Origin of the sequence: Hafnia alvei, assembly GCF_900095695.1 — a bacterium.
GTDB classification, from domain to species: Bacteria; Pseudomonadota; Gammaproteobacteria; order Enterobacterales; family Enterobacteriaceae; genus Hafnia; species Hafnia alvei_B.
The window spans coordinates 14,414-28,503 of the sequence record NZ_FMIQ01000035.1; the positions used below are offsets into that span (position 1 = coordinate 14,414).

Sequence of the window (14,090 nt, forward strand, 5' to 3'; positions counted from 1 at the left end):
ATTTGTCTATCGCGAGAAATAATGGCGTGTGATTTTAGCGATTCTTGTACAAGTTATAATTCAGCTGCTGGGCGAAGGATGCCGTCATCTTCTGACCTCGGACGCTGTTGCCCATGGCATCAAGCGTCGGAGAGAATGCCGCGATCCCCATCACGCCCGGAACTACCGCTAAAATTCCGCCACCGACGCCGCTCTTTGCCGGCAAGCCAACGGTATAAGCCCAATCGCCAGAACTTCCATACATCCCCTCCATGGTCATTTCAGCAAGAAGGAAAGGAACATTCGCTGCGGTTAATACTTTTTTCTGGGTAATTGGATTAATGCCGCCGGCGGCAAAAGTGGCCGCCATAGTTGCAAGCTCAACGGTGTTTACTAACGTTGAGCACTGGCGGGTATAAACATCACAGGCCTCCATGGGATCACAGTACATAGCATCTGCAGAATATAGCAGCCAAGCAATGGCTCTATTATGAAAGTTAGTGGTTTGCTCTGAGTGATTAAGCTCTTCGCACAGTGAGATCGGCGCTCCTGCCAGTTGCTGCTGAATATTAAGAATACGCTCCCACCGATGTTCGCTACTATTTGCGTTAAGAAGGCTCACGGTAGACATGGCGCCAGCGTTCACCAAAGGAGATAAGGGCTTTCCGCTATGCAGTTCCAGCGCAATAACTGAATTGAAGGGAAGTCCAGTAGGGTCTGCACCAATTTTGTTTTGTACCTCTGTTGGCCCAACGTCTTCGAGTGCTAAGGCAAGAGAACATACTTTGGAAATAGATTCTAAAGCAAACCGGAAGTCAGAATCTCCTTGAGACAGAATATCGCCATCAACGGTGACAATAGCCATTGAGGAGACGTTACTGGGGATGCTTGCTAAATAAGGAATATAGTTTGCGTTTTCTCCGCCCGCGAGTGTTGAAAATTGGGAGTACGCGTTCACTAATGCTTCTTGTACATTATTTAGAACCATAGTCATAAAGTTAACCCTATAGTGAAATATTTTAGTCTCTAAAGCGTAGAAAACGCCTAATAAATAAATTAGGCGTTTAGGTGAGTTGTATTTATTTGAAGAAAAATACTAACTATTTGCTATCAATTTTCTTTTCGCTGCCAACGACAAAATGATGTGTTGAACGGGCACGTGGGTGCATGAAGAAATGACCCTCTGGTGCGTTGTGAGACTTGATAGGTACTAGCGTTGCATTGGTTGTTTTCCCTTTCTTAGTATGTAATGCATAAACGATGAAAGGAATGGACAATACAATGAGGAAGCTAACAACTAAGAGTTCAACGTAAACATCATTCGCCTCACCGCCCGGTAATGAACTTGGCGGGAAGAATGAAACAATGAAAGCAATTAATGAAATTGCCAGCCCAACCACGGCAATAAGAATTTTGAAGTTCTTGCCGCCAGGGATATGGAAAGCACGTTTTTTATCTGGCTGCTTACGGATTAATTGAATATAACCCAAGAACAGCATGAAGTAGCTGCAAAGATAAATAACCACCGTTAATGACAATGCGATTAGGAACGACATATTGCTGCCGCCACCGGTGTTTGTCAGAATAGTCAACGCGATGGTCGTAATAGCCAATTGAGAAATAACTAAAGCAACGGGCACGCCGTTCTTGTTCACTTTTGCAAAGCTTTTAGGAAGTATGCCCTTTTGTGCGGTGACGAACATACCTCGTGAAGGCCCGACGATCCAAGAAGCGACTTCGGCTAAAACACCCAACATCAGCAGTGCGGCAATGATACGCGTCGCCCATTCAAAGCCGGGGCCGTAATGTGAAATAAGCACGTTGAATGTCTGAACGACGCCGCTAGACAAGTTAATGTCATTATGTGGGATAACGGAAGCAACCGAAAGTCCGCCGATTGAGCTCAAGCAAATAGCAGCAATCATCAGCAGTATCATCGCAATAGGATAATCACGGCCTGGATTTTTCATTTCATTGACGTGAGTTGCTGATGCCTCAACGCCCATATAACTCAGAATAAAGGCAACGAATACCACTAATGTCCCGATCTGTGTGAAATCAGGGAAGAAGGTCGCCGTGCTCATTTCAATTTGTAAAGGTGCACCGCTCGCTAAGTAGCTAATAGCCAAAACAACCAGAATAAGAGCAGGGAGTAAAATACCCGCAAAGAAACCGATTTTCGCAATGCGGGCGGTATATTTTGTACCGCTGAATTGGGTAATGGCTAATGCCCAGAGGATAACTAATCCCGCTATGGTTTTTGTTATCGGATCTTCATTGAGTGCAGGCCATTTTAGAATGAAAGATAAAGCCCCCAAAATAAAGTACAGCATTGGGATAAAACCGACTGCAATTTGCAGATACCCAAATGAAATTGCTGCGAATCCCCAGCGTTCACCGAGGGTCTTAGATACCCAAGTAAAAACGCCGCCTTCTTCCCAACCTTCAACCGTGGCCATCTCTGCCGCGCACAGGCCTACGGGAATAAACCATAGAATACCGCCGAGTAGCAGGAAGAAGACTAAGCTAAACCCTGAGGTTGCAAAGGTGGGATATTCATATACTGCCATAACCATTGATGCCGTTATGGCAAAGAAGCCTAATAACGATAATTGGTTTGTTGCGGGGGAGGCTTTTATATTCGCCATTGTTATTTCCTTGAAACAACAATTACCCTCTCTATCCCGGATGGAATATATTTGTGAAAGGGCAGCTGTTGTCTATTAAATATAGGGAGGCCTAGATCATTTCAATCTAATAAAGTTATTGATTAAATAATCATAGGAAAAGCTAATAGAGTTTAACCGTGATTAAATCCACTGGCTTCTTTTTCAGACAGAGCATGGCTTACTGGGTGTTTTTCGAAATAATCCAGCGCCCGCTTCATATCATCAATCAATAGGCTACCGAGATCGCGGCTAACGCCATGTCGCACTAGGATGCGTTGTACCACAAGGTCTTCACGTTCAGCAGGCATGGAATAGGCCGGCACCTGCCAACCACGGCTGCGCAGTCTGTCTGCCAAGTCGTACAGGGTATAACCATTGGTTGATGCGTTGTCTTTAAGTTTCCAAGCAAGCGCAGGAATGCCTTTTTCACAATCACCATCAAAGATCATTTCGAATGGTCCAAGTTTTTCAATTTCTTGTGCCAAATATTGAGCCGTTGAATAGCAGGCATTATGAATTTTGGCATAGCCTTCACGGCCTAAACGCAAGAAGTTGTAATACTGCGCAATAATTTGACCGCCAGGGCGTGAGAAATTCAGCGCGAAGGTTGGCATGTCGCCGCCAAGATAGTTAACGTTGAAAATGAGTTCTTGAGGTAGGTCAGCCGCTTCACGCCACACAACCCAGCCAGTCCCGAGCGGAGCAAGTCCGAATTTATGGCCGGAAGCATTAATGGATTTTACGCGAGGTAGGCGGAAATCCCACTCAAGATCGGGTGCGCAGAATGGGGCCAAGAAGCCACCACTCGCACCATCGATGTGCATTGGGATATCCAGACCCGTCTCTTTTTGCAATTGGTCGAGGGCATCGTGAACCTGCTTAACAGGCTCATATTGGCACGTGAAAGTGACACCGAGCGTTGGCACGACACCAATTGTATTTTCGTCGACGCGCTTGAGGACTTCTTCTGGGCTCATAATGAGGCGGTCGCCCTGCAGCGGAATTTCACGCAGCTCAACGTCAAAATAACGAGCAAATTTATGCCAGCAAATTTGTACTGGGCCACAGATCAAGTTTGGCTTATCGGTTGATAGACCTAAAGCTGCACGCTTTTTACGCCACTGCCACTTAAGCGCTAATCCACCCAGCATGGCGGCTTCTGATGAACCGATAGTAGAACAGCCCAGCGTGGTTTCAGGTGTTGGAGAGTTCCAAAGATCGGCCAGCATATGCACACAGCGCGTTTCAATTTCGGCCGTCTGTGGATATTCATCTTTATCAATCATGTTCTTATCAATTGATAAATCCATTAGATCGCGAATTTCTTCATCAACCCATGTTTGGCAAAAAGTTGCCAAGTTTTGACGAGAGTTGCCATCTAACATTAATTCATCACGAACCGCATTGAAAATATTACGAGGGTCATGCTCTTGGGCGGGGAACTTTGTTTTTGGTAGTGAGGTTGATAATTCAATGGAAGCGTAAACATCGTCTAGGCCATCATTGCATTTCAGCGTTTGTTTATTATTCATATATTACCTCTAAAAGGTTGATGTCATATTTAATCTAGATACTAGATTCACTCCAGTGACATGATTAAACATTATTATTGCTCTCAGTTTTATCAACGAAGATGTTCTTATTTTTGCCATGATAATATTTTGTTTAACGATATAAGATAGGATTCCTGTAAATGAAGTCATATTCCTACACGCGTAAGATGTCGCCTTTAGTTTTAATTTTTATGCGCAAAATAGTCATTACCTAACAAAGGACCAGACACAAGAAGGTATTTTATCGTAGAGTTTATTCATTATGATTTCAGCTAACCGATGATCGGCTGCAGAGTAAAAAACGATGAGATCGCCTTGGCTGAGTTTGTAATTATTGGCTTCAATAACTTTCTCTAGTGTGTCTTTACATGTACAACGACGAAGCTGAAACAGCCAATCCTGCTTTGTTTTTTTCATGCTAACAATGCTCAAATTTGATTTATTATTCACGTGTAAATATTTTCAATGCTAAATTATTTTATAAGTTGATGAATGTTTTTTTGTTGTATCTACTTTGCATCGCATCTCCATGTGAGAGATACGCATTTTTTGTTATTCTTTAATAGTGGGTTATTTATGATGTCTTTTGTAAGATCTTTTATGTTTATCATATGAATCAGATTATTGCATGATCTCTTAGCGGTGATGTACTCATGATCTGAATGTAGGGAGGGTATAAACATACAGCTGATAACAAATATATATATAATTTTCACAAAAATACCTTGTCGGATATAACTGGGTTGTCATATACGTTAGTATACGGTTCGGTATAGTGATGCGCATGTTTCGGCAACGGGTTGCAATGAATTTGTTTGCACTGAAAAAATGAAATTTATTAATTTAACGATGAGTTATTTTTATAATGTTAAATCAGAAGCCTCAAAGTAAATAAGCTACTATGGATAGGATAAACACCTTGAATTATATAGTCTATAGGGCTTGCTCTAGATAGGTGTAGTCTAAGGATTACATGTGTAAGATAATTCATAAAATAGTGATTTGAACGATGGTGGAAGATGTTTTTTTAGCGAGTAAATCTCTTTATTAATTTGTAAACTTTGCATAAACAGAGTCTTTTATTTATTTGAGTTTACAATTTAAAAATGTATTGTTCTTTCATCAATAACCCATCATTAATTACTTGAGGTTTTTATGAAAAAATCAATTCTTGTCGCCACTCTTTCTGCTGCGTTGTTTATTCCACTGAGCTCAAGCTTTGCTGCTAATGTGGAAGTGACACCTAAAGACATGAACTGTAAAGAGTTTCTTGACCTTAATCCTAAAGCTATGGCCCCAATTGCCTTCTTTATGCTTGATGATGTAACCGACTACAAAGGTGGTGATTCTGTTTCTTTGCGTGAATCTGCAGTGATTGCTGTGCCGCCGATGGTTGAATTCTGTAAGAAAAACCAAGATAAAAAAGTTTATGAATTCAAAAACAAATTACAGGATTTAGTTGTGCACTAAGATTTAATTCTAACGCCAAGCGCTAAGACTTCTTAGGCTTGGCGAATAATAACGCGCCTTGACTAAAATAAAGGGCGTAGCTAGCACCTGCTAAAATTCATCGACTTCTTATCTCCACCTTAAAAATCTTCCTCTATACTCTTCGGTGTGCATTTTTTTTACCACTCACAGTGGACCTCATTTGTGAGCATCGCGGCGATTCTGGAGGCAGAAGTGAACCCCTTACACGAAAAACTTAAGAAAAATGAATTCTTTAAAACCGGCTTTTTTGTTGCTGGTCAATGGCAGGACGCCTCGGATACCTATGAAGTCACCAACCCTGCAACGGGTGAAGTGGTAGCTAAAGTCGCCAATGCGGGGCAGAAAGAAACTCAGGCAGCGATTCGTGCCGCCAGCGAAGCGTTACCTGCATGGCGTAAAACAACGGCCAAGCAACGCTCTGAAATCCTACAGAATTGGTATCACCTGATCGTTGAAAATAAGCCATTTTTGGCCGAACTGATGGTGGCTGAACAAGGGAAGCCGCTTAAAGAAGCGCTGGGTGAGGTCGATTATGCCGCCAGCTTTATTCAGTGGTTTGCCGAAGAGGCGAAGCGTGCCAACGGTGAGATAATTCCGCCGGTGAAGCCGGGTTCGCGCATTTGGGCGACGCGTGAACCCGTTGGCGTCGTCGCCGCGATTACGCCGTGGAACTTCCCGTTAGCGATGCTAACGCGCAAATTAGGCCCTGCTCTTGCTGCGGGCTGTACCGGTTTGATCAAACCCGCCAATGAAACTCCACTGTGTGCCTTTGCACTGTTAGCGCTGGCGCAGAAAGCCGGTGTCCCAGATGGCGTGTTGAACGCGGTATCGGGGGATACGCTGGCTATCAGCGACGTCATAATGGCCAGCAAAGATGTGCGTAAAATCTCATTTACCGGCTCAACGGGCGTGGGTAAAACCTTGGTGCGTAACGCCGCTGAAACCATGAAAAAGGTGTCGATGGAGTTGGGTGGCAATGCGCCCTTCATCGTTTTTGAAGACGCCGATTTAGATGCCGCAATTAAAGGTGTGATGGCAAACAAGTTCCGCAATGCGGGCCAGGTGTGCGTATGCATCAACCGTATTTATCTTCACGACAGCATTTACGATACGTTTGTGAGCCGTTTGGCCGATGAAGTGCGCAAGCTGAAAGTGGGTAACGGCATGGACGAAGGTGTGAATGTCGGCCCGTTGGTGAGCGAGAAGGGCGTGGATAAAGTGGAGCAACACGTTAAAGATGCCTTAGAAAATGGCGGGAAAGTGATTGTGGGCGGACAGCGCCACGCGCTGGGCGGCAATTTCTTCCAGCCAACGCTGATTGCTGAAGCTAACGAAGACATGCTGATGGCATCGGAAGAGACCTTTGGCCCTGTTGCTGCTTGTTATCGTTTCAAAACTGAAGATGAAGTGATCAAACGTGCCAACGATACACCGTTTGGTTTAGCGGCTTATTTCTATACTCAGAATCTGTCGCGCGTGTTCCGCGTATCTGAACTGTTGGAAAGCGGGATGATCGGTATTAACGAATGCTCGGTCTCAACTGAACTCGCGCCATTTGGCGGGGTGAAAGAGTCTGGCTTGGGCCGTGAGGGTTCCACGCTGGGTCTGGAAGAGTTTATGGAAGTGAAAACGCTGCACCTCGGTAATCTCTAAATCCTGACGGGCGAACTGCGTGTGCTCACGTATTTCGCCCGCATAAGACAAAACCCCACGCTATTTTCCTATTTGTTCAATCTATACCTACTGGTGTTTCCTTATTCTGCGATTATGATAAGTACGAGGGCTGGTTGTTCAGTTCTGCGTAATCACGTGGATCACGCAGCCTAAATAAAAATGTGGGTTTCATCTGTGCTTCATTTTTCGCAATTATTTTAGTTAGATCCTTTATGCAATGGTTGGGTGAGGATGTATGGCAAAGCGTTTATGGACCGGATTACTGATTATTCTGGCATTGAGCGGGGTGGCTTTTCTTAACAGTCAGGCTGCCAACAGCAGTAGCAGTAATGAAGGGCAATCAGTTTCGACGTCAGAAGATATTGAGCAGCTTACCAAACAGGATCGTGTTATTAGCTATTTACGCGAACACCAACGACTGCCTAGTTTTTACATCACGAAAAAACAGGCGAGGGTGGAAGGATGGGAACCCAGCGCGGGAAATTTATGCAGCGTGCTTCCCGGCAAAGCGATTGGCGGCGATCGTTTTTCTAATCGTGAAAAACGCTTACCGCAAAAAGCAAAACGAGTGTGGCGAGAAGCTGATATCAATTATCGCTGCGGACATCGGCAGGCCGATCGGTTGATCTACTCTAATGATGGGCTGATTTACGTAACGCGAGATCACTATCGCAACTTTACTAAAATGGAGTGATCAGCATGAATAAAGTTAAGTTCGATTTTAGTCATATTGCCGATCTTCCGGCATTTTACCGCCAGTTTAGCCTAGCATTTTCTCTTGATAGTGAGTTTGGCAATAATCTTGATGCGCTCTGGGATGTGGTGACGGCGGGTATCAAACTACCGGTAGAGATTGAGTTCGTAAATTTTAACGGCCATAAAAAACGTCGCTTTGCCGCGCTGGTTCTGCTTTTTGAAGAAGCTGAAGAGGAGCTGGAAGGGGCGCTACGTTTTAATACGGCAGAAAAAAACCTTTAGGGCAAACATACATTCATTAGCAACTGCAGCAGTGCATCCTTCAAGCGGTCATCCGCTTGGCTGAAAGATGCACTGGCAGGGGCGCCATTACTCGCTTTCTTCAGACAGTTCGCGCAGGTATTGGAAAATCTGGCGGGCTGACTTAGGCGGCTTGTTGGTAGCCTTCTCTTTCTTCGCATTGCGGATCAGCGAACGTAGCTGCTGACGATCGGCCTGCGGATAGAGATCCAATACAATCGAAATTGCGTCATCGCCTTCATCAATCAAACGGTCACGAATTTGTTCCAGTTTATGGAACAGTGCGACCTGCTGGTTGTGACGGTTGTTGAGTTTATCTAGCGCAGTCTGGATTGGTTCTGGATCACGTTGACGCAGCATTTTACCAATCAGCTGTAGCTGACGGCGGCGGCCTTCTTTTTTGATGCGCTGTGCTAGCTCAATGGCAGCACGCAGATCGGCGTCCAGCGGGATTTTATCCAGCGCGTTTTTGCCGAGATCGACCAGCTCTGCGCCAAGATCTTTCAGGGCTTCTGCATCGCGTTTGATCTCGCTTTTGCTGACCCAGATGATCTCGTCGTCTTCGTCTTTATCAATGTCGTTTTCGGGTACTTCGTCTAACCAGTCTTCGTCTGGATGCTTCTGCATATCTGATTCCTTAAAAAAAGACGCTAATCCTATCAGGTTGTAGCGATTGTGCGAAATTGATCTCAGTTCCTGATAAACTCAGAGACAGCTAAGCTTTAGAAACTGGCACGTTAAGGTGCCTATCATAACGGCCTACGGCGATGATTGCGCCGGTGGTTTAATCCATTTCTGATAATTATGGCAGATTGATGAAAGTAATCACTCAGGTTGCAGAACAACGCAAGACGCTGGAAAACGCGGTTGCACAGGCGTTGGAACTGGCTAAAGTCGGTGCCGATGCCGCCGAAGTGGCCGTCACCAAAACCACCGGCATCAGTATTAGCACTCGTTTTGGCGAAGTTGAAAATGTTGAATTTAACAGCGATGGTGCTTTAGGCATCACCGTTTATCACCAGCAGCGCAAGGGGAGCGCGTCGTCGACTGACCTGAGCCCTGATGCGATTGCCCGCACCGTGCAGGCCGCGCTCGATATTGCGCGCTATACCTCTCCCGATCCGTTTGCTGGCCCGGCAGATAAAGAGCTGCTGGCGTTTGATGCGCCGGATCTAGATCTGTTCCACCCTGCCGAATTGGACGCGGAACGCGGCATTGAATTAGCGGCGCGTGCCGAGCAGGCTTCTTTGCAGTTTGACCCGCGTATTACGAATACCGAAGGCGGCAGCTTTAACAGCCACTATGGCATCAAAGTTTTTGGTAACAGCCACGGTATGCTGCAAAGCTACAGCTCCAGCCGTCATTCGCTTTCTAGCTGTGTGATTGCCGAGCACGAAGGTGATATGGAACGCGACTATGCATACACCATTGCGCGTGATATCAACGATCTGAAAACGCCTGAGTGGGTTGGTGAGGAGTGCGCTCGCCGTACGCTTTCACGTTTAGCGCCACGTCGTCTGCCGACCATGGAAGCGCCGATCATGTTTGCTGCCGAAGTGGCTACGGGGCTATTTGGTCATCTCGTAGGTGCAATTAGCGGCAGCAGCGTTTATCGCAAATCAACCTTCTTACTCGATAGCCTTGGCAAGCAGATCCTGCCTGAATGGCTGACCATCAATGAACAACCGCATCTGTTGAAAGGAATGGCCTCTACGCCGTTTGACAGCGAAGGTGTGCGCACCGTGGAACGTAATATTGTCGAAAATGGTGTGTTACAGACTTGGCTGATGACCAGCTATTCAGCGCGTAAGCTGGGTATGCAAAGCACTGGGCATGCGGGTGGTATTCATAACTGGCGTATCGCGGGCCAAGGTTTGGGCTTTGAGGATATGCTGAAGAAAATGGGTACCGGCTTCTTAGTGACAGAGCTGATGGGCCAAGGCGTGAGCGGCGTAACCGGTGATTATTCTCGCGGAGCGGCTGGTTTCTGGGTTGAGAATGGTGAAATCCAGTATCCAGTAAGCGAAGTGACGATTGCCGGTAATCTGAAAGATATGTGGTCGAATTTGGTCACCATGGGTGATGACATCGAACTACGCAGTAATATCCAGTGCGGCTCGGCGCTGCTGGAAGCGATGAAGATTGCGGGGGAGTAGGGTTTAGGGGCGATACAGAATTTGTTGTATTGATGATAGGTTTCGAACGCTAGTTAGCAAATATATCTCCATTTAAGTGCTGACGTAAGCGTCCGAGAAAAGGTTGCTAGCGCGCAACCTCTTCACTCTCGCGCTTTTTCCTGAGTTGTTTGGCCGACCGGTTTCGGAGCGTGCATCCCTGCACGCCCTCAACCTTTCACCATCAACCCTGATGGCGAATCTAAAATGTGCTTCATGGAACACTAAAAATACAAAACCGGTTATTTTTGTTTTTAAAGGTTAAGTCATGGTAGTTCGAGCAACGTCGACAGGATGTCGACGTTAGGTTTGGGGCCACCCGACTCGGACGCCTTCTAACCAAGTCATATGTGAAAGCCGTTACTGATAGGCGGTCGAAACCTTTCTCAAAATCTTCAAATTACGCACAATTACCCCGTCAATAAACGTAAATTCCTCTTTCATATCTTGCACATCCCGCCCCTACTCTCTATGTTGATAAACGTGAGCAAATGTTATCAATAAGTAAGGATAAAATAAGATGCGTAAAACATTACTGATGTTGGCAAGTGCGGCAATGTTGATGGGGAGTTCTTTGGCCTATGCAGCTGGAGAAGATGTGGGTGATGCAATGGATACCATCGCCAGCAACTATAAAACCGCGTTAAAGACGGATAACCCGCAAGAGTTTAAAAAAGCGCTGGAAGGCATGAAGGCAGGAGCTCAAGAAGCACAGAAGGGGACTCCGCCTAAGCTGGAAAAAGAGCCTGCTGATGGTGCAAAAATGACAGATTTTCGTCATGGGTTAGATATTCTGATTGGCCAAATCAACGATGCCGAGAAGCTCGCTGATGCAGGGCAGTTTGAGCAAGCGAAAGCCGCTGCTGAGAAATTTAAAGATACGCGCAACGCTTACCATAAGAAGTATAAGTAATTATGGCGCTGGGGATGCGTTGGGATGGGGTCGTGCGCGTCACCCATTGGGGCGTAGCGCTGGGCTTTTTGCTTAACCGCCTACATGTCACCAAGCCGGGCAGCGATTGGCATCAGGGGATTGGGCTTGCCGTGGCGAGCCTAGTGATCCTACGCCTGCTGTGGGGGCTGACGTTCGCCAAAGGCCCCGCGCGTTTGTCTGCCATCGTTCCAACGCCCTCATCTCTGAAGAACCATTTTCGCGAGCTGAAAATGCGAACTTCCCCAGCGGGGTTACATCATAATCCGCTAGGCGCTATTGGGATTTGGCTGTTCTGGATCTTGTTGCCACTGGTTGCACTCACCGGCTGGGCACAAGATACGGATTTCATCGATCTCTATCCGGTTGATGATTGGCATTATTGGTTAGTTAACGCTGTCACTGCGCTGGTTTGTGTGCATATTGTGGCGGTGATTGTGATGTCGATTTGGTTGCGTAAAGACTTGGTGCGCGCCATGTTGCCGGGTAAACGATGAGCGACTCTGTAAACGTCCAACCCTCTCTTCGAGTGATGAAAGGGTTGGCGTAGCGCGATGATTAAAGCTTCACGCTGTTAATCGAGTATTTGAAAGCGTCTGGCTTCAAGCTATCCAATTTTGTATCCCCAACCTGGGCTTGTGGATACATCAGGTAAGCCGCTTGATCTTGGGTACCTGGAAGTTTGAGGTCATGGGCATGGTTGTAGGCCATCCAGTTCATCTCCCAACCGCCAAACATCCAGTCGTTGGCTTTTTGTACCTTAGGATCGCTAAACGGTAGACCACCGGCTTGTTCTTCCAGCATCACTTTGCGCACATCGGCAGGATCGACCGGGATCCAACCATAACCTTCCATATAAAACTCCGCGCGGCAGTGCTGGGCTTTGGTGATATCGCCATCTTTGCCTAGGCTGTTAAAGCCCATGTCTGACTTGCCCAAACGCACGCCGTAGGCGTCGCGAGCAGGAATACCAACCGAGCGCGCTAGCGCCACAAACAGCGCATTGATGTCGGCGCATTTACCGGAAAGATTACCGCTGTCGAGCATTTGCTTAACGTTACCGTCGCCGCAGCCCTGCGTTTTGGGATCGCGCTGGGTATTGGCCACCACCCAGTCATAGATCATTTTGGCGCGATCGATGTTGTTGTCGCCGCGTCCTTGAATGATTTTGTTGGCTGTTTTAGCCACGATGCCGTCAGTCGGTAAATAGCGCATTGGCTGCAAATAGAGCGCCATTTCTTCTGCTGTTAGCTTAACGGGATTGGCCGGAGGGGTTTTAAGATCGATATGGCGATTGCGAGTGCTCACGCTTTGCGTCATGGTCACGCTATGTTGACCGGCGGTTGTGGTGGGCCAACTGACATGCAGCACCAGCGTATTATATGGCTTTATCAGCATCAGCTTGGCTTTGCCATCGTCTGATACTTTCCAATGTGGCGTTTGAGCCCGCTGGTAGTCGCCTAAGCGGGTAGCGGGCAATGGCAGCCACAGCTGCACCGCTTCGTTGGTAGCCGGAATATCGACCTGTGTTGTGACGCGATAGTGGTTCCAATCTTTGGTTTCATTTGCTGCGTTAGCGTGGTTAACGCCCATAAGGGCCGAGGCAATGAAAGGAACGGCAGCGCTAAGGCGAAGAAAACGACGTCTGTTCATGAATTTCCCAAATTTATGTTGTAGGAAAAGGAAGCCAGCGAGTCTGATGTGGCTTCCCTATTTTCATCCGCCGTTTCTGTTTGCCTGAAGCCAACCGCTAACCCAGCGAGGTGAGAGAGATATTTTACCCGTTAAAAATGATTACGAGCGGTGATGATTAACGATGATACTCACCGGCCGCTTCGGGCTGGTACTGTAATTCCAAGACTTCGATATGGGTTTTCTGGCCGTTTGGCAGCTCCCATGTAATGGCATCGCCTACGCGCAAGCCGAGTAATGCCGCGCCAATAGGTGCCATAACAGACAGCTGAGTCGCGCTGTCTTTCAGGCTCGCAGGATAAACCAGCGTGCGCACATGCTCTTCTTTGGAAGAGAGGTCGCGGAATTTCACCCGGCTGTTCATGGTTACCACGTCAGCAGGCATGTTTGCAGGGCTGAGCATTTCAGCGCGATCGAGCTCATTGTTTAATGCTTCAGCGACCGGCAGGCTGGCGAAAGCAGGCTGCTCAAGCAGCGTGTCTAAGCGGGCAGCATCGAGTTCGTTCAGAATAATGGCTGGTCGTGACATAGTTCTCTCCATGTAAGGTAGACAGGAGGCTTTCCTGTTCTTGTTGTCTTGTGTCAAAAGAAAACCCTCGCGCCCGTAAGCGCAAGGGTTCAGAGTTCTTCTAAATTTCTATAACGTGATAATAGATAGCTTGCCAGATTTTTAAAAGTGAGCTGTATCACGAATCGGACAGTCTATATCCGACTCTTTGATAGTATCAAAATCTATCCGGGTTTATAACCTCTCAACTGTTTTTTCCTGATAAATCAGGGAATAAAATATTTTCTACTGGCGAACTTTAAACGAAATTTGAACTGGAAATGGCTTTTGGCATTAATTTCCAGTTTGAATTGGAAAAAGACCCTCTGCTCACTTTTATTTATCCGCTGTAGGGTACAAACATCAACAGAGATAACGCTCCGG

At 46.7% G+C, this 14,090-nt stretch carries 14 protein-coding genes; 7 read left to right on the forward strand and 7 right to left on the reverse strand.

From position 1 onward, the window contains the following. Positions 1–34: 34 nt before the first annotated feature. From glsA to hha, 4 genes are all read right to left on the reverse strand, one after another. On the reverse strand, positions 35–973 hold the full coding sequence (gene glsA, locus BN1044_RS09680; RefSeq protein WP_072308496.1) for a glutaminase A: 939 nt from the start codon (positions 971–973) through the stop codon (positions 35–37). Between the two features lie 106 nt (positions 974–1,079). Further along, positions 1,080–2,627 carry a glutamate/gamma-aminobutyrate antiporter gene (gadC, locus tag BN1044_RS09685; RefSeq protein WP_072308497.1) on the reverse strand — a complete coding sequence of 516 codons (1,548 nt, stop codon included), beginning with the start codon at positions 2,625–2,627 and terminating at the stop codon, positions 1,080–1,082. 152 nt (positions 2,628–2,779) lie between these two features. After that, positions 2,780–4,180, reverse strand: a complete 1,401-nt coding sequence (locus BN1044_RS09690) for a glutamate decarboxylase (protein WP_072308498.1) — start codon at positions 4,178–4,180, stop codon at positions 2,780–2,782. Positions 4,181–4,408: 228 nt separating this feature from the next. Continuing rightward, the gene (gene hha, locus BN1044_RS09695) at positions 4,409–4,618 is read right to left on the reverse strand and encodes a hemolysin expression modulator Hha (RefSeq protein ID WP_072308499.1); all 210 of its coding nucleotides are present in this window, start codon (positions 4,616–4,618) and stop codon (positions 4,409–4,411) included. 738 nt (positions 4,619–5,356) lie between these two features. On the opposite strand from hha, the gene BN1044_RS09700 reads away from it, so the two are divergent. The 4 genes from BN1044_RS09700 to BN1044_RS09715 all read left to right on the forward strand — a co-directional run bounded on the left by BN1044_RS09700 (position 5,357) and on the right by BN1044_RS09715 (position 8,344). Then, entirely contained in the window at positions 5,357–5,671 is a 315-nt protein-coding gene (locus BN1044_RS09700) for an HdeA/HdeB family chaperone (protein ID WP_072308500.1), read from the forward strand. Between the two features lie 213 nt (positions 5,672–5,884). Further along, positions 5,885–7,345, forward strand: a complete 1,461-nt coding sequence (locus BN1044_RS09705) for an NAD-dependent succinate-semialdehyde dehydrogenase (protein ID WP_072308541.1) — start codon at positions 5,885–5,887, stop codon at positions 7,343–7,345. 256 nt (positions 7,346–7,601) lie between these two features. Then, positions 7,602–8,060: a ribonuclease domain-containing protein gene (locus BN1044_RS09710; RefSeq protein ID WP_072308501.1), complete on the forward strand. Its 459-nt coding sequence runs from the start codon at positions 7,602–7,604 to the stop codon at positions 8,058–8,060. Positions 8,061–8,065: 5 nt separating this feature from the next. Beyond that, on the forward strand, positions 8,066–8,344 hold the full coding sequence (locus tag BN1044_RS09715) for a barstar family protein (protein ID WP_072308502.1): 279 nt from the start codon (positions 8,066–8,068) through the stop codon (positions 8,342–8,344). 87 nt (positions 8,345–8,431) lie between these two features. Here the strand turns inward: BN1044_RS09715 and yjgA are convergent, their stop codons facing one another. After that, complete coding sequence (gene yjgA, locus BN1044_RS09720) at positions 8,432–8,989, reverse strand: ribosome biogenesis factor YjgA (RefSeq protein WP_072308503.1); 558 nt, start codon at positions 8,987–8,989, stop codon at positions 8,432–8,434. Positions 8,990–9,177: 188 nt separating this feature from the next. Between yjgA and pmbA the strand changes: the two genes are divergently transcribed. From pmbA to BN1044_RS09735, 3 genes are all read left to right on the forward strand, one after another. Continuing rightward, positions 9,178–10,518 carry a metalloprotease PmbA gene (gene pmbA / locus BN1044_RS09725; protein WP_072308504.1) on the forward strand — a complete coding sequence of 447 codons (1,341 nt, stop codon included), beginning with the start codon at positions 9,178–9,180 and terminating at the stop codon, positions 10,516–10,518. A gap of 538 nt (positions 10,519–11,056) precedes the next feature. Beyond that, entirely contained in the window at positions 11,057–11,449 is a 393-nt protein-coding gene (gene cybC, locus BN1044_RS09730; protein WP_046459780.1) for a cytochrome b562, read from the forward strand. A gap of 14 nt (positions 11,450–11,463) precedes the next feature. Next, the gene (locus tag BN1044_RS09735; RefSeq protein ID WP_168780229.1) at positions 11,464–11,964 is read left to right on the forward strand and encodes a cytochrome b/b6 domain-containing protein; all 501 of its coding nucleotides are present in this window, start codon (positions 11,464–11,466) and stop codon (positions 11,962–11,964) included. 61 nt (positions 11,965–12,025) lie between these two features. Here the strand turns inward: BN1044_RS09735 and BN1044_RS09740 are convergent, their stop codons facing one another. Continuing rightward, positions 12,026–13,120 carry a transglutaminase-like domain-containing protein gene (locus tag BN1044_RS09740; protein ID WP_072308506.1) on the reverse strand — a complete coding sequence of 365 codons (1,095 nt, stop codon included), beginning with the start codon at positions 13,118–13,120 and terminating at the stop codon, positions 12,026–12,028. 157 nt (positions 13,121–13,277) lie between these two features. After that, positions 13,278–13,688: a nucleoside diphosphate kinase regulator gene (gene rnk / locus BN1044_RS09745; RefSeq protein ID WP_025801109.1), complete on the reverse strand. Its 411-nt coding sequence runs from the start codon at positions 13,686–13,688 to the stop codon at positions 13,278–13,280. Between the last annotated feature and the right edge of the window lie 402 nt (positions 13,689–14,090).

Coding starts and splice junctions, on each gene's coding strand:
- pmbA (WP_072308504.1), top strand. CDS start 9,178: ATGAAAGTAATCACTCAGGTTGCAGAACAACGCAAGACGCTGGAAAAC.
- rnk (WP_025801109.1), bottom strand. CDS start 13,688: ATGTCACGACCAGCCATTATTCTGAACGAACTCGATGCTGCCCGCTTA.
- BN1044_RS09715 (WP_072308502.1), top strand. CDS start 8,066: ATGAATAAAGTTAAGTTCGATTTTAGTCATATTGCCGATCTTCCGGCA.
- yjgA (WP_072308503.1), bottom strand. CDS start 8,989: ATGCAGAAGCATCCAGACGAAGACTGGTTAGACGAAGTACCCGAAAAC.
- gadC (WP_072308497.1), bottom strand. CDS start 2,627: ATGGCGAATATAAAAGCCTCCCCCGCAACAAACCAATTATCGTTATTA.
- hha (WP_072308499.1), bottom strand. CDS start 4,618: ATGAAAAAAACAAAGCAGGATTGGCTGTTTCAGCTTCGTCGTTGTACA.
- glsA (WP_072308496.1), bottom strand. CDS start 973: ATGACTATGGTTCTAAATAATGTACAAGAAGCATTAGTGAACGCGTAC.
- BN1044_RS09740 (WP_072308506.1), bottom strand. CDS start 13,120: ATGAACAGACGTCGTTTTCTTCGCCTTAGCGCTGCCGTTCCTTTCATT.
- BN1044_RS09690 (WP_072308498.1), bottom strand. CDS start 4,180: ATGAATAATAAACAAACGCTGAAATGCAATGATGGCCTAGACGATGTT.
- cybC (WP_046459780.1), top strand. CDS start 11,057: ATGCGTAAAACATTACTGATGTTGGCAAGTGCGGCAATGTTGATGGGG.
- BN1044_RS09710 (WP_072308501.1), top strand. CDS start 7,602: ATGGCAAAGCGTTTATGGACCGGATTACTGATTATTCTGGCATTGAGC.
- BN1044_RS09700 (WP_072308500.1), top strand. CDS start 5,357: ATGAAAAAATCAATTCTTGTCGCCACTCTTTCTGCTGCGTTGTTTATT.
- BN1044_RS09735 (WP_168780229.1), top strand. CDS start 11,464: ATGCGTTGGGATGGGGTCGTGCGCGTCACCCATTGGGGCGTAGCGCTG.